The organism is Providencia sp. 2023EL-00965, assembly GCF_033550225.1.
Classification (GTDB): domain Bacteria; phylum Pseudomonadota; class Gammaproteobacteria; order Enterobacterales; family Enterobacteriaceae; genus Providencia; species Providencia manganoxydans.
Genome location: NZ_JAWUEH010000002.1, coordinates 86088 through 106904, shown reverse-complemented (window position 1 = coordinate 106904; position 20817 = coordinate 86088). Strand labels below are relative to the sequence as shown.

The window sequence follows — 20817 nt, the reverse complement described above, 5'->3', positions numbered from 1 at the left end:
TCAGTCAAATTAAAAATAAGTGATTAAAATACGGATGAAAATTCCTCGAGCTCAACTTGAATGGATTTGATTTGAGTGTAATTTTGTAATGTGACTAAGCCATTTTCACGCCCAACCCCTGAGTGCTTGTAACCGCCAACAGGCATTTGAGCCGGTGATTCACCCCATGTATTAACCCAACAAATACCCGCTTCCAATTGATGAATGACTCGGTGAGCACGTGATATATCACGGGTAACCACCCCTGCTGCTAGTCCATATAATGTATTATTCGCTCGCTCAATCACTTCATCTTCGGATTGATAACTGAGAATGCTCATCACAGGGCCAAAAATTTCCTCTTGGGCGATCCGCATATCATCTGTACAGTTGGTAAAGACAGTAGGCAATATGTAAGCTCCCTGAGCAAACTCATCTTCAATGAAACGTTCCCCCCCACACAGCAATGTGGCGCCTTGCTTTTTACCTATCTCAATGTAGCGCAAGACATTTTCCATATGAGAGAAACTGACAAGTGGTCCAAAATTGGTATCAGGATCAACCGGCGAACCAATTCGAATACGCCCTACACGTTGTTGGATTTTAGCTTCAAATTTCTGTTTTAATGCTTCAGGCACAAACACTCGCGTCCCATTAGTACAGACTTGCCCTGAGCTGTAAAAATTAGCCATCATGGCAATATCTGCGGCGATATCGAGATCGGCATCATCAAAAATGATCAAGGGTGATTTACCACCTAGCTCCATTGTCACTTCTTTAAGTGTCGAGCCAGATGCATTTGCCATGACTTTTTTGCCTGTCGCAACACCACCTGTAAACGAAACCTTAGCGATACCTGCATGTTCTGATAGCCATTGCCCAATTTCGGCGCCACCAGTAACAACATTAAATACACCAGCGGGTAGGCCTGCTTCGGTATAAATTTCAGCTAATTTAAGTGCAGTTAATGAGGTGACCTCACTGGGTTTGAACACCATTGCATTACCAGCAGCTAAGGCGGGAGCCGATTTCCACAGAGCAATTTGAATAGGGTAATTCCATGCGCCAATCGCAGCAACAACCCCCAGTGGTTCACGACGTGTATAAACGAATGAGCTATCACGCAAAGGTATCTGCTCCCCTTCTAAAGCGGGGATCAGACCTGCGTAATACTCCAACACATCTGCACCTGTTACAATGTCGACATAACGGGTTTCTGATATCGGTTTACCTGTATCCAATGTTTCAAGTTGAGCGAGTTCTTCGTTACGTTCACGCAATAAGTCAACGGCTCGACGCAAAATACGTGAACGTTCCATTGCCGTCATTGCCGCCCAAATTTTTTGCCCTTGATGAGCACTTTCCACCGCCCAATTAATATCTTCATGGCTAGCTGATTGTAAACGTGCGATCACTTCACCATTTGCTGGGTTAATTGCATCAAACTGCTCACACTCAGGTTGTGAACTATCCACATATCCACCGTGGATATAGAGTTTATGTAATTGGGATTGGTGCATAATATCTCCTTCGATTAAAGCTAAGGCTTAGCTCTGACCATGTCGTTCAAATTGCATATCGATGTATTCGTTGGTAATGGTTAATGCATCCTGTAGTGGAAATGTTTCGTTGCTTAACGCGCTACGTAACCAAATCCCATCAATCAACGCTGCTAGGCCTTTTGCAGCCATACGTGCCGATTGCTTATCCAGCACACGCGCAAACTCATAACTTAAGTTTGAATACAACCGTCTATCATTGACCTGTTGTAAGCGATTTAAATTGCGTTGATGCATACTGCTTGCCCAAAATGCTAACCATGTTTTCATTGCCGCTTCACTGATCTGTGAAGGATCAAAGTTACCTTCCACAATAGCTTGAATGCGTTGCTTAGGCTCAGCATGACTCAACATCCTTAAGCGCATCGCAACAGCAAAACCGAGCTGGTACTGAATATGGCGCATTGTGGCCTCTAATAAACCATTTTTATCGCGGAAGTAATGGCTAATAATTCCTGTTGATACTCCCGCTTTGCGAGCAATTAATGCGATGCTAGCTTCCTGCATTCCAACCTCATTAATCACTTCAAGTGTGGCTTGAATTAGCTGCTGCTTACGTATCGATTGCATTCCTATCTTCGGCATGATCTCTAAACCTAAAAAATACAGTGAACACTATTATTAAACTTTTTTTTAATTGAACATTCAATCAATATTAACTATATTTTATCACAAAGATTTTACAAACATAAGGAGAGGATAGCCGTGAAAATTTGAATCTTTGCTAAAAATTCAAACAGTTAGCAAAGAATGCAACTTTTAACTTTTAAACAAATAAAATTGTGGAACTGCCGATGACAACTCAAAACAGTCCAAAAAATCAGCAGAAAGACAAACTGAATTCTGTGGTTTTTTTCTATTCCGCTGGGTTAATCCTAGCGTTTTCATTTTTCACCATACTCATGACCGAAACCGCCAATCAATGGATCGTTGCCACGCTAGGCTGGGTATCCAAAACATTTGGTTGGTATTATTTATTAGCAGCAACCTTGTATATCGTGTTTGTGATTTTTATCGCCACCTCACGGTTTGGTAATATCAAGTTAGGGCCTGAGCAATCTAAGCCTGAATTCAGTGTGCTCAGTTGGTCTGCAATGTTATTTGCGGCAGGGATCGGTATTGACCTGATGTTTTTCTCTGTGGCTGAGCCCGTGACACAATATATGCTACCGCCAACTGGCGAAGGGCAAACATTAGAAGCAGCCCGTCAGTCGATGGTGTGGACCCTATTCCACTATGGCCTGACGGGCTGGTCTATGTACGCATTGATGGGGATCGCTCTGGGGTATTTTAGTTATCGCTATAATTTACCTTTAACCATTCGCTCCGCGCTATATCCTATATTTGGTAAACGAATTTACGGGCCAATTGGCCACACCGTCGATATTGCCGCCGTTATTGGTACCATCTTTGGAATTGCAACCACATTAGGCATCGGTGTTGTACAGCTTAACTATGGGTTGAAAGTCCTATTCGATATCCCACAGGGGCTAGCCGCTCAAGGTGGATTGATCTTACTTTCCGTTATTATGGCTGTAATTTCAGCAACTTCAGGGGTTAATAAAGGGATCCGCGTTTTATCTGAGCTAAATGTGTTACTGGCTTTTGGTTTGATCTTATTTATTCTCTTTGTTGGTGATACTGAATTCTTACTCAATGCCTTAGTACTGAATGTCGGCGATTATATTAACCGCTTTATGGGTATGACCCTTAACAGCTTCGCTTTTGATAGACCAACGGATTGGATGAATAGCTGGACGCTCTTTTTCTGGGCGTGGTGGGTTGCATGGTCACCATTTGTAGGGCTCTTTCTTGCACGTATTTCCCGCGGACGCACTATACGCCAATTCGTTATTGGCACCCTGATCATTCCATTTGTATTCACCCTGCTTTGGCTATCCATTTTTGGTAATAGCGCACTCTATGAAATCATTCATGGTAATAAAGCGCTCGCCGAAACCGTTCTTGCCGCTCCCGAGAAAGGCTTTTACTCACTACTTGAGCTTTACCCGGGTTTTGGCTTAACCGCTTCTGTCGCCACCATCACTGGCTTGTTATTTTACGTGACATCCGCTGACTCAGGCTCCTTAGTACTTGGTAATTTCACCTCTAATTTAAGCGATATTAACAATGATGCGCCAAACTGGTTACGTATTTTTTGGTCAATCGCCATCGGTTTATTAACCCTTGGTATGTTGATGACCGATGGTGTTTCTGCTTTACAGAACACGACCGTGATCATGGGCTTACCATTTAGTTTTGTGATTTTCTTTATCATGGCGGGTCTATATAAATCATTAAAAGTTGAAGATTTTAGACGTGTCAGTTCATTAACGACCAGCGCACCTGCGCCTTTATATGGCAATGGTAAATTAAACTGGAAACAGCGCCTTGGTCGAGTGATGAATTTCCCTGGAACCACTTATACCCAAAGGATGCTCGATCTTGTGTGCGTACCCGCCATGCAAGAAGTGGCAAAAGAGCTATCACTGCGGGGTGCAAAGGTTGAATTTAATAGCCTTCCACCGGTTGCAGATGAGCGATTAAACCATTTAGAGCTGGTTGTCGATTTAGTTGAAGAGCAAAACTTTATTTATCAAATTTGGCCTCAACGCTATTCAGTACCGGGTTTCACCTATCGAGCACGCTCAGGAAAATCACACTATTACCGATTAGAAACCTTTTTATGGGAAGGAACTCAAGGTAATGATTTAATGGACTTTACTAAAGAACAAGTGATAAGTGACATCTTAGATCAATATGAAAAACACCTTAACTTTATTCACTTAAGCCGTGAAGCCCCCGGTTCAACACTAACTTTCCCTGAAACTAACTAACCGTACTACCTAAAAAGGACTCGTTTGAGTCCTTTTTAGCCTTGCAACGGCCTGCACGTTTTTCCAATAAATTTCATGACAAGTCATTAATGTCTTCATCATTTAACCAATGAATATGGCGTAATTTTATCGTTAACGACCCAATGTAAGCAGGAAAAATTTCCGCTATTGAAAGAGAAATGATGATGAAAAAAACACTGTTTTCACCTTATTTTAATGTGACTGTTGATGCGATTTGGAATGATCCACTTTCCCCCAACGGTAAACCAAACCCTAAATATAGCCAAGCTGCGATCAGTAAAGGCGTTGATGGTGTTTACTTAGCTTTTTTAACCGCGGATGCGAATAATAATGCTGCATGGGGAGCATACTCAAGTATGCCTATCTCTTGGGCTAAACCATTTTGTGATGCCTTGATTGATGCCAATATCAAAGTGATAGTGTCCTTTGGAGGGGCTGCTAACTATGATATTTCAGTTAGACAAACCGTTGAGCAACTTATTGCCACCTATCAAGACGTGATTGATACGCTTGGCGCTTCACAACTGGACTTTGATTTCGAAAATGATTTATACGATGCCGATAAAGCTTTTAGCGCATTAGTCACCATCGTGAAAAATAACCCTGATATCGTTTTAAGTCTCACATTACCGGTCATGCCATATGGCCTTGTTACAAAAGGGTTAGCCTTAGTACAAAAATCCGTTAATGCGGGTTTAAAAATGAAAGTTAATGGTATGGCAATGGATTATGGTCAAGGAACTGATAAAAATATGGGACAAGCAGCGGTTGATGTAGCAAGCAGTCTAAAAAACCAATTAAAAATTTACTACCCAACACTGACAGATACAGAGCTATATGATTTAGTACAAGTCACACCAATGATCGGCCTTAATGATGATAAATCTATGTTTAACTTTGATGATATTAATACCCTAAGTAGTTTTGCAAAAACCAATGGAGTGAACTTAATTTCAATATGGAGTTTAACCCGCGATAGAGTTGGCGTTGGTGAATCAGCATCAGCGTCCTACTCAGGAAACTCAGCACAAACCAAGGATTTTGAATATACGGAACGCTTTGTCAATGCTCTTAAATAATCAATTTAAATGATGAGTAATGAAAACCTAAGGAAAGGCACTATCGCGCCTTTCCTTATTTCCTTGCTTGTTCAATCATCTGTTTGAGCTGTTCAGGATCATGCAGCCATGCAGGTTCACCAGTACATCCATTGGTAACAACAGAGCGATGACAGAGATCATTATTCCAATTTCCCCAAGTATTACCTTGTTGCTGCTTTTCAGCCAGTAAATCTTCATAATGGCGCTCCGCTTCTGGGATCTTCTTTTTAGGATCAAAAACGAAACGTTGTTGCTGTTTGACAGTATCAATACCTTGATAGTTTTCACTATATACGCGATCTGCGGGAGACTTTTCTTTGAAGGTATAACCCGTTGCCATACTTGGAACGGAAATAATAAATATGCTGAATATTAATAAGCTTTTAAACATAATCATATCTTGATAATAAAATTATCAAAAATTATAGATATGACGAATGAAATGGCGAGTTTTATCTTAAAAAAACTCGCATTAATGGACGATTTATCAACAGATGAATGATATTTTCATCAAATTTCAATCGATTGATTTTATTTGTTTTTTATGACTAAACTGTTAACCACACAAAGTTTAATGGATAATAGCCTTCGAGGCTTTAAATCATTCAAAATACAGTGAGGCGGCAAGTGAGCATACTCAACAACACCGCAACTATAATGGGTAATTATGATACCCCATTTTCTCAGAAATATTACGTCCCGCCACCTTTAATAAACTCACATAATCGTCTAGTTGTTGTTCATCAAAGCGAATAGTTGGGAAAGAGATTGATAATCCTGCAATAACTTGCCCTAAACGATCATAAATAGGCACGGCAACACAACGTAACCCTAGCTCTTGTTCTTCTCTATCCTCTGCGTAACCTTGTTCTCGCACCATCGCTAATTCAACCGTTAGCTGATTTGCATTCAATAATGTCGTCTCTGTTTTTCTAACAAATTCAATCTGTTCTAATATTCCTTTGACAATCTCTTCATCTTGCCAAGCTAACAGCACTTTACCAATAGCGGTACAATACAAAGGATTACGTCGTCCAACTCGCGAATACATGCGTAAATTATAGCTAGAATCAATTTTATGAATATAAATAATCACATTATCATCAAATGCACCAAGATGTAATGCCTCATGAGTTAATTGACCAATATGGCGCATTTCTTTATCAGCAATTTCAATTAAATCAACATACTCTAGCGATTTAGCACCTAATTCAAATAATTTAAGTGTCAGAGAATATTTATCCGCTTCCCCTTCTTGTACCACATATCCTAGTTGTTTCATGGTCTGTAAAAAGCGATAAGTTGTCGCTTTTGACATGAATAAACGTTGGGAGAGTTCAGATACCCCGATCTCTTTTTGCTCTCCTAATGCGCTCAGGATACTGAATACTTTCACTACAGAAGATACCGCGTCTGTTTGCGTGACATTATCCGTCATTATTAACCATTCCTTATAGACTCAAAATAATTCAAGTTGCAGATAGGTGGCAATCACCGCCCTTTAACGAAAAGCTCCGCGACTTGAAGCACGACGAGTATATGCCATTTTATTGACTGCTACACAGCATAGAGAACCCCCTCATAAAAAACAAGAACAGCAATTCAATTTTTTTAAAACACTGTTTCATTTTTATTGAAGTTACCTAAAAAATGGGCTTTAATGACAACCATTCAATGATGATTTTTAGAATGACAATAAAATGCAGGTGGTAAACAAACATGGCTAAAACTCTACAAGTTGCCATTATCGGTGAATGCATGGTTGAGTTACAGAAATCAGGGGAATTATTTAAACAAACCTTTGGAGGGGATACGCTTAATACTGCACTCTACCTTGCTCGCCTCACCGCTTCTTTCGGTGTGATGACACGCTATTTAACCGGACTTGGTCAAGATCCTTTTAGCCAGCAAATGTTAACCAGCTGGCAAAAAGAAGGCATCAATACCGATCACGTTGTTATCTCAGATAGACACCTGCCCGGCATGTATTTGATTGAAACCTCAGCAGATGGCGAGCGTCGTTTTTTCTACTGGCGCGATAATTCAGCAGCTAAATATTGGTTGAATGAACAAACCGCATCTGACACTCAGCAATTACTCAACCAACAACAATTCATCTACCTAAGCGGTGTTAGCTTAGCCATTTTACCTGAACCCACGCGCAATTTATTGTTTACTTTACTTGAGACGGCGCGCCAATCTGGTGCGAAAATTATCTTTGATAATAATTATCGTCCTGCATTATGGCCGTCTATTGAAGCTGCCCAAGCGGCTTATCAACATATGCTTGCGCTGACAGATATGGCTTTCTTGACCTTTGATGATGAGCAACTGCTATATGGCGATCAGCATGAAAATCAGTCTATTACTCGTGCTCAACAATATGGCGTCAATGAAATCATCATTAAACGAGGCGAAAAACCCTGCTATATCGTTATCGATAATCAACAACAAGAGATCCCTGCGGATCAAGTGAGCAATGTTGTTGATACCACTGCTGCGGGTGACTCTTTCAGTGCAGGCTATCTGGCTTGTCGCATTTTAGGAGGAACACCTGCCGAAGCTGCCAGTACAGGTCATCTTCTTGCTGGGACAGTGATCCAACATCGCGGTGCCATTATCCCTAACGATGCCATGCCCCAAATGACATTAAATCAATCCCAAAAGGCGTAATCATGAATCGATTAATTGAGAAATTAAAAAAAATCAGTGTTGTTCCCGTTATTACTATTAATAATGCACAGCATGGTGCAGCGCTTGCTAAAACATTAGTCGAAAATGGCTTACCTTGTGCTGAAGTGACGTTTCGTACCTCAGCGGCGGTTCAAGCGATTAAAAACATGCGTGCAGCTTACCCTGAAATCTTAATCGGTGCAGGCACCGTATTAACAACTCAGCAAGTCGATCAGGCTATTGAAGCTGGAGTTGATTTTATTGTGAGTCCAGGTTTTAACCCTAAAATCGTTGCTTACTGCCAACAAAAAAATGTCATTATCATTCCTGGTCTGAACAACCCGAGTCTTGTTGAACAAGCATTAGAATTTAATTTAACTACCGTTAAATTCTTCCCCGCAGAAGCTTCAGGCGGTGTTGCGATGTTAAAAGCATTAAGCGCAGTTTATCCAATGAGCTTTATGCCTACTGGTGGGATCGGCCCTAAAAATATTAAAGATTATACTGCCTTACCATCTGTATTGGTTTGTGGTGGTTCATGGATGGTGCCTAATCACTTAATAGACAGTGAAAGCTGGGATGAGCTCGGTAAACTTATTGCTGAAGCCGCCAATTTATAACGATGATAATGGCTTTCTGCAAATAAAACAGTAGGAAGCCATTATTTGCCCTCTGTCTATTCAATCACCTCGTTTGCTATCGCTTTAATGACACATTAATCCATTCCATCAAAAATGATCCCTCTCAGCAGGAAAATTGGCCATTACCCTATAGAAGTAAGTTAACCAATTAAGCTTTAACGTCATTTGGTCCGTTAACTATATCGGTGTAAAAGCGATTTAACTGGATATTAAATTATCTGCGGCAGATTGCCGCATTCTTGTTTATTCCGTGAGCGATTTTAAACGGCCGCGCAGTCGTTTTATTGCTTGGCTATGTAATTGACTAACGCGCGACTCCCCCACTTCCAGTACAGCCCCAATCTCTTTTAAATTTAGCTCTTCTTGATAATAAAGGGTGAGTACCAATTTTTCGCGCTCGGGTAACTGTTCAATTGCTTCAATTACTTGTGAGCGTATATTGGCTTCCATTAATAGATTGAATGGATTGCCCCCCTCGTTTTCATCCATGGTGGGTTCACAGCTTTCTCCGTGAATTTCATGCCACTCATCATAGGAAAATAGTTGGCTATTATTGGTATCAAGTAACGCTTGGCGGTATTCCACAATATCGATTTGCAATGCATCTGCAATTTCACTTTCTGTGGCTGTACGGCCTAGGGATTGCTCCAATTCCCCAATCGCTTTTGCCATTTCGCGTGCTTGGCGGCGTACACTGCGGGGCGCCCAGTCTCGGCTACGTAACTCATCGAGCATTGAACCACGGATACGCTGTACTGCATAAGTCGCAAATGACGCACCTTGCGTGACATCAAAACGCTCTAATGCATGCAATAAACCAATGCCGCCCGCTTGGATCAAGTCATCAATATCAACACTCGCAGGGAGTCTTACTTGCAGTTTAAGGGCCTCATGTCGTATTAGCGGATAATAACGCTCCCACAGGCTATTTTTATTAATTACACCTTCGGCAGTATATAAATCACTCACAACCGGCATCACCCTTTAAGACTTATACAAAGGTATTTATTATGCTAGTTGCTTAATAATTCAATCCGTAGAGTAATGGGGTAAATTGGCGCTATTTTACCTAACCCAAATAAAAACCGTATAAAGATCCACCTTCTTAATTACATTCTAAACAAGATAAAAAAGGCCAGAAATGTCTGGCCTTCGGTAGAATAGAATAGAAAGGGAGTAAAAATTAACGCAACAGGCTCAACACACCTTGTGGAACTTGGTTTGCTTGTGCCAGCACTGCGGTACCTGCTTGTTGCAGAATTTGACCGCGGCTCATGTTAGATACTTCGGTAGCAAAATCAGCATCTTCGATACGGCTACGTGCAGCACTCAGGTTGTTAACTGAGTTGTTCAGGTTGTTGATTGTTGATTGGAAACGGTTTTGGATCGCACCCAGTGAAGAACGCATACCGTCAACTGAATTGATTGCGTCATCGAGATCTTTCAGTTGTTGTTCTGCTTTCTCTGCTGCTTTTTCTTCAGCTGAGCCTTTTGCTAGAATTTCAACTTCAGCACCTGCTTTAAATTGAATAGTTTTCGCATTAGCAGGATCAGCAGGGTTAGTCACAACAGGTTCATCTGCTTTAAAGGTCACTGACTTATCTGCGCCTTTATCGTCTTTAACGGTTGCAGTTACATAATAATTACCGTCTTTATCTGTAAAAGCTTTAGTTACAGCAACATCTTTTTGTTCTTTACCTGCATAGTTAACAGTGACTTTTCCTAAGTCAGCTGCAACCTTACCATCTGAGTCTGCTGCTGCAATATCAGCGGCTTTTTTCTCTGTTAAATCACTTTCTCTAATAGCAGAAGACTCAGCTCCCACTTTAAAACCTTTAACATTTAACGTTGAGCTATCGACTTTTTTCAGATCAAAGCTGATTTTTTCTTTATCGTTAGTCCCCACTTGCACAGTCATGGTTGGCTTTTCGCCGCTCAGAACTTTAACACCGTTAAATTGAGTTTGTTCAGAAATACGGTCGATTTCTTTTAAACGTTGATCCACTTCTTCCTGAATCGATTTAATATCTGATTCAGAGTTAGAACCGGTTTTTGCTTGAACAGTCAGCTCACGAATACGTTGTAAGTTAGAGTTGATTTCGTTCAATGCGCCTTCCGTGGTTTGCGCCATTGAAATACCGTCGTTAGCGTTACGAGAAGCTTGAGTCAGACCTCTAACATTAGATGTAAAACGGTTAGCAATCGCTTGACCCGCAGCATCATCTTTTGCGCTGTTGATACGTGAACCAGAAGACAAACGCTCAATTGCGGTACCCAGTACACCTTGTGAACGGTTTAAGTTATTTTGTGTTGTCAGAGACAGAACGTTAGTGTTGATGACCTGTGCCATGATATAAGTCCTTGTTATTCGATAATAATAAGGAAGGCTGATTTATTAAGCCATTCCATTGTTGCCACGAATATGATTATCGGCGGCAGCAAAAAGGCCTTTAGGGTTTTCAACAAATAATTTCCGAAATAAAACAAAGCAAATAATAATTATCATGAATAACAACGATATATTGATTTTGGGAATTTTTAGATTGATAGCTTAATTGATTGATGTTTCAGCAAAGATGGTTAACGATAAGAGATAAGGAACGACGATATAAATATGCAGGTTATATTAGCGAGACAGATGAAAAAAATTATCTCAGGCAAGTTTGCCCCACCTGAGATAACTACAATAATTTAAATTAACGTAACAGGCTTAGCACACCTTGTGTTGATTGGTTTGCTTGTGCCAGAACAGCGGTACCAGTTTGCTGTAAGATTTGACCTTTGCTCATATTAGACACTTCAGTTGCAAAGTCTGCATCTTGAATACGGCTACGCGCTGCGCTCAGGTTAGTCATGGTATTGTTAAGGTTCTGAATAGTCGACTCCATACGGTTTTGTACTGCACCCAATGTAGAGCGCATGGTATCAACAGTTTTTAATGCATCATCTAATGCTTTTAATGGCTCGTCATGGATATCCATACTAATTGCTGCCGTTGGGTCAAGCTTAACCGCAGCTGTCGCCGTTGACATCTCGCCTGAAATTGCAGAAAAGTTGTCTCTTTTAACTTCAAAATACTGGTCATCTTTTTTAATTAAGAACTTATCGGCATCTACATTGCCATTTGCATCTAATTTATGGAATAGCTCTTCACCAGCACCAAGCTTGATTGCGGCTTTTGCCGTCACGCCTGTCACCCCTTTGACTTCAGCGTAAACTTCCTCACCATCGACCATTTCCGCACCTAAAGTTGGCGTAGAGGTAACAGCCGTAGCTAGAGCCGAAGATTTAATTTTACCTTTATCCGCACCTGCCGAAGTCTCAAAATCAGCTTTTGTAACTTTGTAGTATTCAATAGTAGCAGCACCACCACCAGAAGCCGGTGTTGTTTTTTCTAATATATACTCGCCTTTTGTAGTACTTTCATAAAGCTTTTGCCCTGCTTCAGCCTTAAAGTTAATCGCATCTTCTGCGGTCACCGCCGCCACTGCTTTATCTTCAGTTTCACTTAAATTCTTCACTTGCTGGCCAATCTGTCCTTTTTTCGATAAATCCACTTCATTCACTTTTAGCACAGAACTATCAATCTTTTTAAAATCTAATGAAATAGTTTGATTATCAAATGCACCTACCTGAATTGTCATAGCACCGTCTTTGCTCAATACTTTATTACCATTAAAATCGGTTTGAGCAGAGATACGATCAATTTCTGCTAAACGCTGAGACACCTCTTCTTGCAGTGATTTAATATCCGATTCGGAGTTTGAACCGTTTTTTGCCTGTACCGTCAGCTCACGAATGCGTTGTAAGTTATTATTAATTTCGTTAACCGCACCTTCAGCGGTTTGCGCCATTGAAATACCATCATTGGCATTACGTGCAGCTTGAGTTAAACCACGAACATTAGCCGTAAAACGGTTGACGATAGCTTGACCTGCTGCATCATCTTTTGCGCTATTGATACGCATGCCAGAAGATAGGCGCTCAATCGCGGTTCCCAACACACTTTGTGACTTATTCAAATTATTCTGAGTATTCAGAGACAAAATATTGGTATTGATAACTTGTGACATTATATAAACCCTTTCTATTCATATATATTATATATTGAATTAACCACCTATTCTTAATGATTAATTCGTCAAAATATTTATCGGCAGGATTAAAAATGGCTTTAATCATTAATTTCAATATTTTTATCTGAATGCATATATCTTTAATTTATATAATGATTTACACGGCAAAATGAGTGCTAAAACCCACTTATTTATCACCAATAGAAATAAATACGCTGCTTTCTGTCGCTAACTCGTGCCATCACTATTTGTGTATATAGTCTAAGATTTCCGCGCTTCTCGCCGATAACCTCTGAACGAGAACATTTTTTAGGAGATATTCATGGCTGGTATAGCGACACTCGGTATCGGGGCTAACTTAGATTTAAATAATCAAATGAGCCAAATTGAAGCGGTTGAAAAGCGCCGTTTGGAACCATTAACCACACAGAAAGCCAGCTATGATGCACAAATCAGTGCCTATGGCAAAATGCAATCATCACTGGAGAAATTAAAAAAAGCCGCTGAAGATCTAAAAAAATATGGTGATATCAGTACCACTAAAGTTAATGGTGACTATAAAAGCTTTGATGTTAAAACAGATGGAAAAGCGGTTGCAGGTGTACACGATGTTGTGGTTAAAAATTTAGCTAAAGCACAAACTATAGCTACTAAAGGTCTGAGTGATAATAAAAAACTACTCGGTAATGGTAATGCAGAACGGACTATCACCATTACTCAACCCGCTGAAAAAAAACCCATCGTTATTAAGTTAGACAATGAACACACTTCATTAATTGAAATTGCTGATGCAATTAATAAAACAGACAGTAATGTGAGTGCGGCAATCATTAAAGATAAAACCAATAATTATCACCTTGTCTTTACCTCCAAAAAAGAAGGCACCGATCACCGTATCAATATCAAGGTGGACGGTGATGATGACCTAGCTAACCTAATGAATGTTAAATCAGAATTAGGTGCAGATAATAAAGTCATCATCAATGGCGCACCTGATATGGAGCAAAAAGTTGCCCCGCAAAATGCGCAATTAATCATCGACGGCTTTGAACTTGAATCACAGACCAATGAAGCGAAAGACCTGTTTCCTGGTCTCACCTTAACGCTTAAACAAGAAACTGAAGCATCAAAAACTGATCATTTAATTATTTCCTCCGACATCGAACCCGCTAAAGCTAAAATAAAAGCGTGGGTCGATGCCTATAATGAATTTCAAACTCTAGCGACTGAGTTAACCAAATATACACCGACAGATAAAGGCTCTGAACCTGATAAAACCAATGGCCCGCTCATTGGTGACTCTACATTGCGTGGGATCCAAAGCCAACTACGTACCCATGTTCGAGCGGCACAACAAAGTGGTGAAATTGATACTCTGAATAAACTGGGGATCAAACAAAAATTAGACGGTACATTGGAGATCGATAATAAAAAGTTTGAAGAGGCATTAAAAGAAAACGCTGCTAGCGTCAAAACCTTCTTTATGGGCGATGGTAAAGAAACGGGTTTTGGTACTGAGAACTTCGAATATTTGAAAAAGACCCTTGATAACAAAGAAGGGACAATACATAACGCCACCGATGGCCTGCAAAAGAAAAAGAAAAGCCTCGATAAACGTATTGAACAAACCAATAAACAAATCGAAAGCACTATGGATGGCTACCGCCGTCAGTTCCAAAATCTCGATAAAATGATGAACTCGCTCACTAGTACCAGTAATTCGTTAGGTAGACTCTTAGGTTAATTAATATGTACCAACAAAAAGCAAAACAAGCTTATCAACAAGTTGATATAGAAAGTGAAATTATCAACGCTACCCCCTATCAACTCATCAGTATTTTATATAAGGGCGCATTAAGCGCCCTGAAACGCGCTGAGATTTTTATGCAGCAAAATGAGATTGCCGCGAAAGGTAAAGAACTTTCCAAAGCAATTGATATCATTGATACTGGTTTAAAACATGCGCTAAATCATGATGCAGGTGGTGAAATTGCGGATAATTTAGCGAGCCTTTATGACTACATGGTGATCCGCTTACTCAAGGCTAACCTTGAAAATAATGTGGCCTATATACAAGAAGTTTACCAATTACTCTCCGATCTTGCGTCAACTTGGCAGCAAATCGGAGCAAATGTGGATGAAATATAAACAGGTGAATAATCATAAATCTATCGATTTACATGAAATCTACCGTGATGTTTTAGTATTAAGTGAAAATTTAGTCGCACTGGCACAAGCAAAAGAGTGGGAACAGTTAATCGCCCGCGAAACAGAGTATGTCCATGCTGTCGAAAATTTGACGCAATTGTCACATGAGCTCGGAGCGCAACACCCCATCACAAATGAATTAGTGATAATGTTGCAGCAAATCATTGAAAATGAACGCGTAACCAAAACCTATTTACAGCAGCATCTAGATTTTTTAAGTAAAGAAATTAAACAATTAGATCAAACTCGGGCACTGAATAACAGCTATGGCCAATTTAATCAGCCAGACACGCCAAAAACAATAAAGCCTCTTGAGTAGTTATGTGTGTCAGGCGCCCCACCTGACACTTCATAACCATTTCACATCAAGCTGTAGCCGTTTAGATTAAGGCATGGTGACGTTGCTCTCCCGCACTAGTCACATACACTTATTGATTACATCTCGAATTATTTAGGGTAGAAACAATGGAGTCCACTCAATTATTGCTTTAATCGTTGCTGTTTTTTTAGTTTTTTCAATAACATATTACGTTTTAGTGTTGATAAATGATCAAGAAACACTTTACCGTGTAGATGATCAATCTCATGTTGCATCACGATAGCTAAAAACTCATCGGAATCGACGATAAATTCATTGCCGTCTCTATCTAATGCTTTGACCTTAACACGTTGAAAACGTGGAACATCTGCATAAATTTCAGGGACAGATAGACAACCCTCTTGATAGCTAGTTTCCCCTTCACTTTCAATAATTTCAGGATTAACAAATACCATCGGTTGGTCACGGTTTTCAGAAATATCAATCACCATCACCGATTGCGATGCACCTATCTGAGTCGCCGCCAAACCAATACCATTATCGGTGCTATACATAGTATCCAATAAATCATCGATCAAACCTTGTACCGCAGCAACATCAGTCACAGGGTGACAGTGTACTCGCAGCCTTTCATCCGGTATCTCAATAATCTCTCTTACTGCCATAATTCAAAGATCCTTCAATCACACTCTTGACTTAAGCTATAACTCATTATCGTCTGTTTAAATTTACGATAAGATGCAAAAAATGGCATTGTTGCCAATATCAAAAACACAGCGAAATAAAATTTCACAGAAAAATAACATGTTATTGTAAAAAAAACACGCTAAAAAACAATTAATGGGGGCTAAATAAATTAGCTTATATATGACAACTTCTGTTTATTACCCTTCCTACAATGAATTTCATTGTATCCGTGCTTTAGCCAACGTCAGGTAATTTATCACCGCAGATCCACGTCGTCGTTGATTAACTATTTAATAACTTTAAAACGCAATAATTAGACATTGAAGCAATTAATTAGATGAATATATTTCCCTTATTATTTAGCTTAATAAGAAATAATCACTATTCACGATTTAATGATGCGTTATTACTGAGTTTTTGCTTGGTGAAATCCAGTATAACATAATGAATCTACGGCAAAGAATGCAAAGTAGATTTGATTAATTTATATAGGATATATAATGAAAAAAGGATTTATTGTTAGTTCACTTACATTGATACTAACCTCTTCGTTATCAACTACCTCGTTCGCGTTACCTCTTTCTTCTATTCTCATCGAGCCCATTGTTGCTATCTCAGAAACATTATCGGAAATACCAACTGAAAAACCGTCTATAGAACATAAAAAAGCAGTGATGAAAAAATATGAAGAGAATCGTCTGCGAACTCTTTTTGGCGGTCATAATAAACTGATTACCGATCCACCATCTACTTTAGAAGAGCACATCTATAAAATAATCAATCAAGATATGGAAGATATATATCGTGAGCTAGAGCCCAAGATGTCAGAAATCGATAAAAATACTCAACAGGCTATTTCTCATAACAACATTCATATTTATGATAAAATTGATTTAGCTGATAAAAAATATCATAAAAAGCATTCTGAAAATGTAAAAAAACTTACCGTTCTTCGTGAAGACTTTAATAAAGCTCAAAGTGAAAATACGGCTCATTTTTCTCAAATGGAGAAAAAAATCAGCAAAACGACTAAACAAGCGAATTCAGGCATCGCTTCCGTCGCTGCGATGTCGAATATTCCTTATGCTATGAATACACGCTTTAGCCTTGGTGCTGGCTTAGGTAACTACCGTAATGGCAATGCTGTCGCTGTCGGGGCGCAATATCAAATCAAAGAAAACGTTAACTTACGTAGTTCTGTCTCTTGGAATAATTCAGACAGTGCAGTTGTTGGTGCTGGCGTTGCGATTGGTTGGTAATCCATTATTTCTAGCTATTCGTAAGTATAAATAGTGCCTTGATTGGCACTATTTATAAATAAAAGACAACTTAATCAAATGTCGCTATCAGCCAAGCGGAGCCTTTATAGTCACCTGCTACAGCATTACTGCCTTGAATATGACTGGTTATCTTAATGGTTCTTAAATCTTTAATATCAACTTTAAAATCTTTTCCCGTTTGACCAGTTATTTCATCGGTCATGCTCAAATCGCTATAAATTTTATTATTTTGACTACTCGTCATCGGCAAACGTTTCTGTGGGTCGCCGTCGGTAGCATAATCGAGACGTAATCTAACTTTTGTTGGCATGGAAAATTTACAGTTATAGGTGACTTTCTCTGTGACCACACTGTCATAATTTAGCGTATTTAACTGCCCATGACGTAAGTTAATTGTTCCTGCCTGCCCTGTGGTCGTGGTTGTATTACAAGATGAACCTACATTTAATGTTGAAGAAAGTAATCGCATTGGTACTGTGGTTTCACCTAATGGCCAAGATGTGTATGTTGGAGGCGTTTTAGGGCTCATAAATGCACGTACATAGCCCCCAAGTGGCATAGAAGCAATAACTACCTGACCATCAATAATTCTTTCATTAATATAAAATGTCACTGTAATTGGAAATTGTACTGCAAAACCAGAGGCTGACTGTGTCGATCCACTCGAAGCATTAGAACAAGCAGAAGCACCTGTAATATTCAACCAATTGAGCATTTTACTATCAACTGTCATCACGACATTACTATTAACGCGATAACCTGTTTTACCATCGACTGTCGTCCCCGCTGAAGGTGCATACATAAATAGCCTATGGTAAGCACTGTCACTATTAATATTTGTGCTCGCGCCCCCCCATGTTCTACCAATACACCTTACTGTGCCTGTTACGCTAACAGAAGGACCGCTACCATTAATCACTATCGGGCTACCCACACGATAATAGTTTTTACCATCAGAACCAACCACAGGGGTAGAAGCTATGGAACTATTGCTAGCGAGCTGAATTAAATATCCATCATTTGGGTCTTGGATCATCGGGGCGTAGTTTGCTAATGCAATTGATGGAAGCAATAAACTGCCCAATGAAATTAAACTACACCAAATTTTCTTTTTATGAAAAGACTGCAACCAGTGTGTAGGAATAGTACCTTTTAAATCCAACATAATAAAATGATCCTACTAGTTATAAGTCACAGCAAGGGTGACAGTTGAAGTAAATTTCCCCAGCGCCAACTGATTGATTGGCACCGCATTGACTAACTGCGCCTGTAAATCCATACGGTATAATGTCGCATCCACCCGTTCGGGATAGATTCGTTGCTTTTTACTCATTTCCAGCGCACGCACCGTTCCGCCCGTCACTTCTTTAAAATCAATCCCTAAGCCATCGGTACTGGTGGCGAGAATATTTTTTCCGTTGTATAACAAGGTGCTTCCCCCTTTCGGGTTCAATACGATCGCGAGGCTATTATTGAAATTACACCCCGATATATAGAGTGAAAAATCTTTCACTGCCGTCGATTTACTGAGAGACTCTGGATTGAGCGCACCAAAACCAATTTTCAACGGTGAACTGCTATTTTCACTGCGAATGTTACAAGCTGGGTCGACCATAGTGGCGGTAACATCCACTAAAACGTCAGCTGAACTCTCTAATGTGACGAACAATAACAGTAACCCTAGTGTTTTTTTTATTTGTTTGAGTATATTCACTATTCGTACTCCACATTAAAGGTCACGATACTGGAAAAATCGCCAATCTTGGCTTCACCCGTAGCGGGCTTGCGAACAAAAACACCAAAGTCGAATTGCTGTAAACCTTCAACAACATTGACATCACCAATAGTCATGGGTTGATTCCATACAATAGGTTTTTCATCTTGATCAATGATCCCTAGCACCACCCCACTGTCACCTTTGGTAGTTAAAAAACTATCACCACCAATGTTGACTAATTCCTGACTTTTCCAAGTCAGTTTGATACTTTTTTGCAAATCCGTTTCACTGCATTTATCAATGGCAATGGAAAAAGGTGTCACTGCACTGGTTGTATTTTCATTAATAAATTGCCAACGTAAGTTGTACAGTGTGATCTTTTTATTGATGGATTCCGCTGCTACTTGGCATGCAGTACTGACCAATTCGCCACTAAACTCAACATCCAAGCTATTCGCTGCCCATGTCTGAGGCGGACAACTTAGAAGTACCACAGGAAGCAGCCAAAAATGCATCGTAGCCTTATTCATAGCTCACCTCTAAACGCAATGTATGCCGATCATTCATCAATATTGGCAGGTGAATTGGATTATCCCCATTAAGCAATGAAAGCGGATAACGCACTGAAAACACATCGCGTTGCACATCATAAAATCGCATACTTGCTGGCGTATTAGCAGTGGCATCAAATAATTTCATTTCTCGGTAATCATTTCCCGCGCCACACCCTGTTAAACGCCACGTTTTATCTAGACTTAAATTACATGGAGCATTAAATAGTGTGGCACTCACTTGTATTCGGCCTTGATGCAACGGTTCATAGTCCGATTGATTTACTGGTGTATTCGCCACAGGGAGCTCAGCGTTGGCCAATTGACCGAATACACTGCACGCAATGAGTAATGCCGCTTTGTACCATGTTAATCTCATGAAAATATTGTGTTTGCGCATCATCTTTCCCCGTTAGCCAAACCCTTGAAATTACTGTTCACCCGTAACAGCGCATGTATCACCTTGGCAACGAAACGCCAGCGTCGGCTTGCCGCCATAATCATTAATGTACGTGAGATACGGTGTGGATAACGCTGGTGACACTACATCTTGTACTGACTTAGGTGGCACCATGACGACATCAAATGAATTTTGTTCGGAAGCCGCTTTACTATTTCCTAACCCAATTACGGTTAAATTAAAGGGGGTGTTATTGTTGATGCGATAACCTTTTGCGGTTTTGGTTAATGTGACCTTATGTGCCCACTTTGTTTCCGACTCAGCTAAAATAGCACTTGGGCGATAAAACAGTTTTACTCGTGATTGCAACGCGATTTGTAATGTATTGCCATCGGTAGATTTTGGCGGTACTTCACGCAAATTGAAGTAAAACACTGACTCTCGGTCTTGTGGCAGTTTGCTCAATTCAGGCGTCGTACTTAAACGCACTAAACTGGTACTATTAGGCTCAACACGCTGTAATGGGGGAGTTGCCAAAATTGCGCCTTTAGTCAGTTTATTACCCTGTAAGTCCTCAATCCAACTTTGCGCTAAGTAAGCTTCTTCTGGATTATCATTCGAAATAGTCACGTTAATTGACTTTTCAGAGCCCGGAAAAATAATACGAGTTCTATCTAATGTAACGGCGCTGTAAGCACTGATTGAAACTAATGCTGCAACCCCTGCGAGTACACGATATAACCCATGACCTAAATTCAACATAATTGAC

General features: G+C 40.0%; 21 protein-coding genes. 8 read left to right on the top strand and 13 right to left on the bottom strand.

The window, feature by feature from the left end:
• Window positions 1-23 precede the first annotated feature (23 nt).
• Window positions 24-1499, bottom strand: a complete 1476-nt coding sequence (betB, locus tag SC428_RS03285; RefSeq protein WP_318705823.1) for a betaine-aldehyde dehydrogenase — start codon at window positions 1497-1499, stop codon at window positions 24-26.
• A 27-nt stretch (window positions 1500-1526) separates the two neighbouring features.
• On the bottom strand, window positions 1527-2123 hold the full coding sequence (gene betI, locus SC428_RS03280) for a transcriptional regulator BetI (protein ID WP_272579614.1): 597 nt from the start codon (window positions 2121-2123) through the stop codon (window positions 1527-1529).
• 209 nt (window positions 2124-2332) lie between these two features.
• On the opposite strand from betI, the gene SC428_RS03275 reads away from it, so the two are divergent.
• Both SC428_RS03275 and SC428_RS03270 read left to right on the top strand, forming a co-directional pair.
• Window positions 2333-4375, top strand: coding sequence for a choline transporter (locus SC428_RS03275; RefSeq protein WP_070926157.1), 2043 nt, complete (start codon window positions 2333-2335; stop codon window positions 4373-4375).
• Between the two features lie 182 nt (window positions 4376-4557).
• Window positions 4558-5475 (top strand): chitinase, encoded by a 918-nt coding sequence (locus SC428_RS03270; RefSeq protein ID WP_318705822.1) that lies wholly within the window; start codon window positions 4558-4560, stop codon window positions 5473-5475.
• Between the two features lie 55 nt (window positions 5476-5530).
• Here SC428_RS03270 and SC428_RS03265 read toward each other — a convergent pair whose 3' ends face one another.
• Window positions 5531-5887 carry a hypothetical protein gene (locus tag SC428_RS03265; RefSeq protein WP_318705821.1) on the bottom strand — a complete coding sequence of 119 codons (357 nt, stop codon included), beginning with the start codon at window positions 5885-5887 and terminating at the stop codon, window positions 5531-5533.
• Between the two features lie 261 nt (window positions 5888-6148).
• On the bottom strand, window positions 6149-6934 hold the full coding sequence (gene kdgR, locus SC428_RS03260) for a DNA-binding transcriptional regulator KdgR (protein ID WP_318705820.1): 786 nt from the start codon (window positions 6932-6934) through the stop codon (window positions 6149-6151).
• Between the two features lie 281 nt (window positions 6935-7215).
• Between kdgR and SC428_RS03255 the strand changes: the two genes are divergently transcribed.
• Together SC428_RS03255 and SC428_RS03250 are read left to right on the top strand one after the other, a co-directional pair.
• Window positions 7216-8169: a sugar kinase gene (locus tag SC428_RS03255; protein ID WP_318705819.1), complete on the top strand. Its 954-nt coding sequence runs from the start codon at window positions 7216-7218 to the stop codon at window positions 8167-8169.
• 2 nt (window positions 8170-8171) lie between these two features.
• Window positions 8172-8789 (top strand): bifunctional 4-hydroxy-2-oxoglutarate aldolase/2-dehydro-3-deoxy-phosphogluconate aldolase, encoded by a 618-nt coding sequence (locus SC428_RS03250; RefSeq protein WP_070926133.1) that lies wholly within the window; start codon window positions 8172-8174, stop codon window positions 8787-8789.
• Window positions 8790-9053: 264 nt separating this feature from the next.
• Here SC428_RS03250 and SC428_RS03245 read toward each other — a convergent pair whose 3' ends face one another.
• From SC428_RS03245 to SC428_RS03235, 3 genes are all read right to left on the bottom strand, one after another.
• Window positions 9054-9779 carry an RNA polymerase sigma factor FliA gene (locus tag SC428_RS03245; RefSeq protein WP_081335884.1) on the bottom strand — a complete coding sequence of 242 codons (726 nt, stop codon included), beginning with the start codon at window positions 9777-9779 and terminating at the stop codon, window positions 9054-9056.
• Window positions 9780-9993: 214 nt separating this feature from the next.
• On the bottom strand, window positions 9994-11160 hold the full coding sequence (locus SC428_RS03240; RefSeq protein ID WP_140182397.1) for a FliC/FljB family flagellin: 1167 nt from the start codon (window positions 11158-11160) through the stop codon (window positions 9994-9996).
• A gap of 346 nt (window positions 11161-11506) precedes the next feature.
• The gene (locus SC428_RS03235) at window positions 11507-12883 is read right to left on the bottom strand and encodes a FliC/FljB family flagellin (protein WP_318705818.1); all 1377 of its coding nucleotides are present in this window, start codon (window positions 12881-12883) and stop codon (window positions 11507-11509) included.
• A gap of 325 nt (window positions 12884-13208) precedes the next feature.
• Here SC428_RS03235 and fliD point away from each other — a divergent pair, with 325 nt between their 5' ends.
• From fliD to fliT, 3 genes are read left to right on the top strand one after another with little or no spacing between them, the layout of a single operon-like run.
• Window positions 13209-14630: a flagellar filament capping protein FliD gene (fliD, locus tag SC428_RS03230; RefSeq protein ID WP_272579605.1), complete on the top strand. Its 1422-nt coding sequence runs from the start codon at window positions 13209-13211 to the stop codon at window positions 14628-14630.
• A gap of 5 nt (window positions 14631-14635) precedes the next feature.
• Complete coding sequence (gene fliS, locus SC428_RS03225; protein ID WP_070926123.1) at window positions 14636-15034, top strand: flagellar export chaperone FliS; 399 nt, start codon at window positions 14636-14638, stop codon at window positions 15032-15034.
• On the top strand, window positions 15024-15413 hold the full coding sequence (gene fliT / locus SC428_RS03220; RefSeq protein WP_070926121.1) for a flagellar protein FliT: 390 nt from the start codon (window positions 15024-15026) through the stop codon (window positions 15411-15413). Before fliS ends, fliT begins: the two co-directional genes overlap by 11 nt.
• Window positions 15414-15574: 161 nt before the next feature.
• Here the strand turns inward: fliT and def are convergent, their stop codons facing one another.
• Window positions 15575-16078 carry a peptide deformylase gene (def, locus tag SC428_RS03215; protein WP_070926119.1) on the bottom strand — a complete coding sequence of 168 codons (504 nt, stop codon included), beginning with the start codon at window positions 16076-16078 and terminating at the stop codon, window positions 15575-15577.
• Between the two features lie 522 nt (window positions 16079-16600).
• On the opposite strand from def, the gene SC428_RS03210 reads away from it, so the two are divergent.
• Window positions 16601-17359, top strand: a complete 759-nt coding sequence (locus SC428_RS03210; protein WP_318705817.1) for a YadA C-terminal domain-containing protein — start codon at window positions 16601-16603, stop codon at window positions 17357-17359.
• Between the two features lie 70 nt (window positions 17360-17429).
• Here the strand turns inward: SC428_RS03210 and SC428_RS03205 are convergent, their stop codons facing one another.
• Genes SC428_RS03205 through SC428_RS03185 form a run of 5 tightly spaced genes read right to left on the bottom strand, consistent with a single transcriptional unit; the run spans window position 17430 to window position 20810 of the window.
• Entirely contained in the window at window positions 17430-18545 is a 1116-nt protein-coding gene (locus SC428_RS03205) for an adhesin (protein ID WP_318705816.1), read from the bottom strand.
• Between the two features lie 15 nt (window positions 18546-18560).
• A complete protein-coding gene (locus SC428_RS03200; RefSeq protein WP_140186866.1) occupies window positions 18561-19094 on the bottom strand; it encodes a fimbrial protein in 534 nt (177 codons plus the stop codon).
• Window positions 19094-19627 (bottom strand): fimbrial protein, encoded by a 534-nt coding sequence (locus SC428_RS03195; protein WP_140183162.1) that lies wholly within the window; start codon window positions 19625-19627, stop codon window positions 19094-19096. Before SC428_RS03195 ends, SC428_RS03200 begins: the two co-directional genes overlap by 1 nt.
• On the bottom strand, window positions 19620-20048 hold the full coding sequence (locus SC428_RS03190) for a fimbrial protein (RefSeq protein WP_070926111.1): 429 nt from the start codon (window positions 20046-20048) through the stop codon (window positions 19620-19622). The genes SC428_RS03195 and SC428_RS03190 overlap by 8 nt, the downstream gene beginning before the upstream one ends.
• Before the next feature lie 30 nt (window positions 20049-20078).
• Window positions 20079-20810: a molecular chaperone gene (locus SC428_RS03185; protein WP_070926109.1), complete on the bottom strand. Its 732-nt coding sequence runs from the start codon at window positions 20808-20810 to the stop codon at window positions 20079-20081.
• Window positions 20811-20817 lie beyond the last annotated feature (7 nt).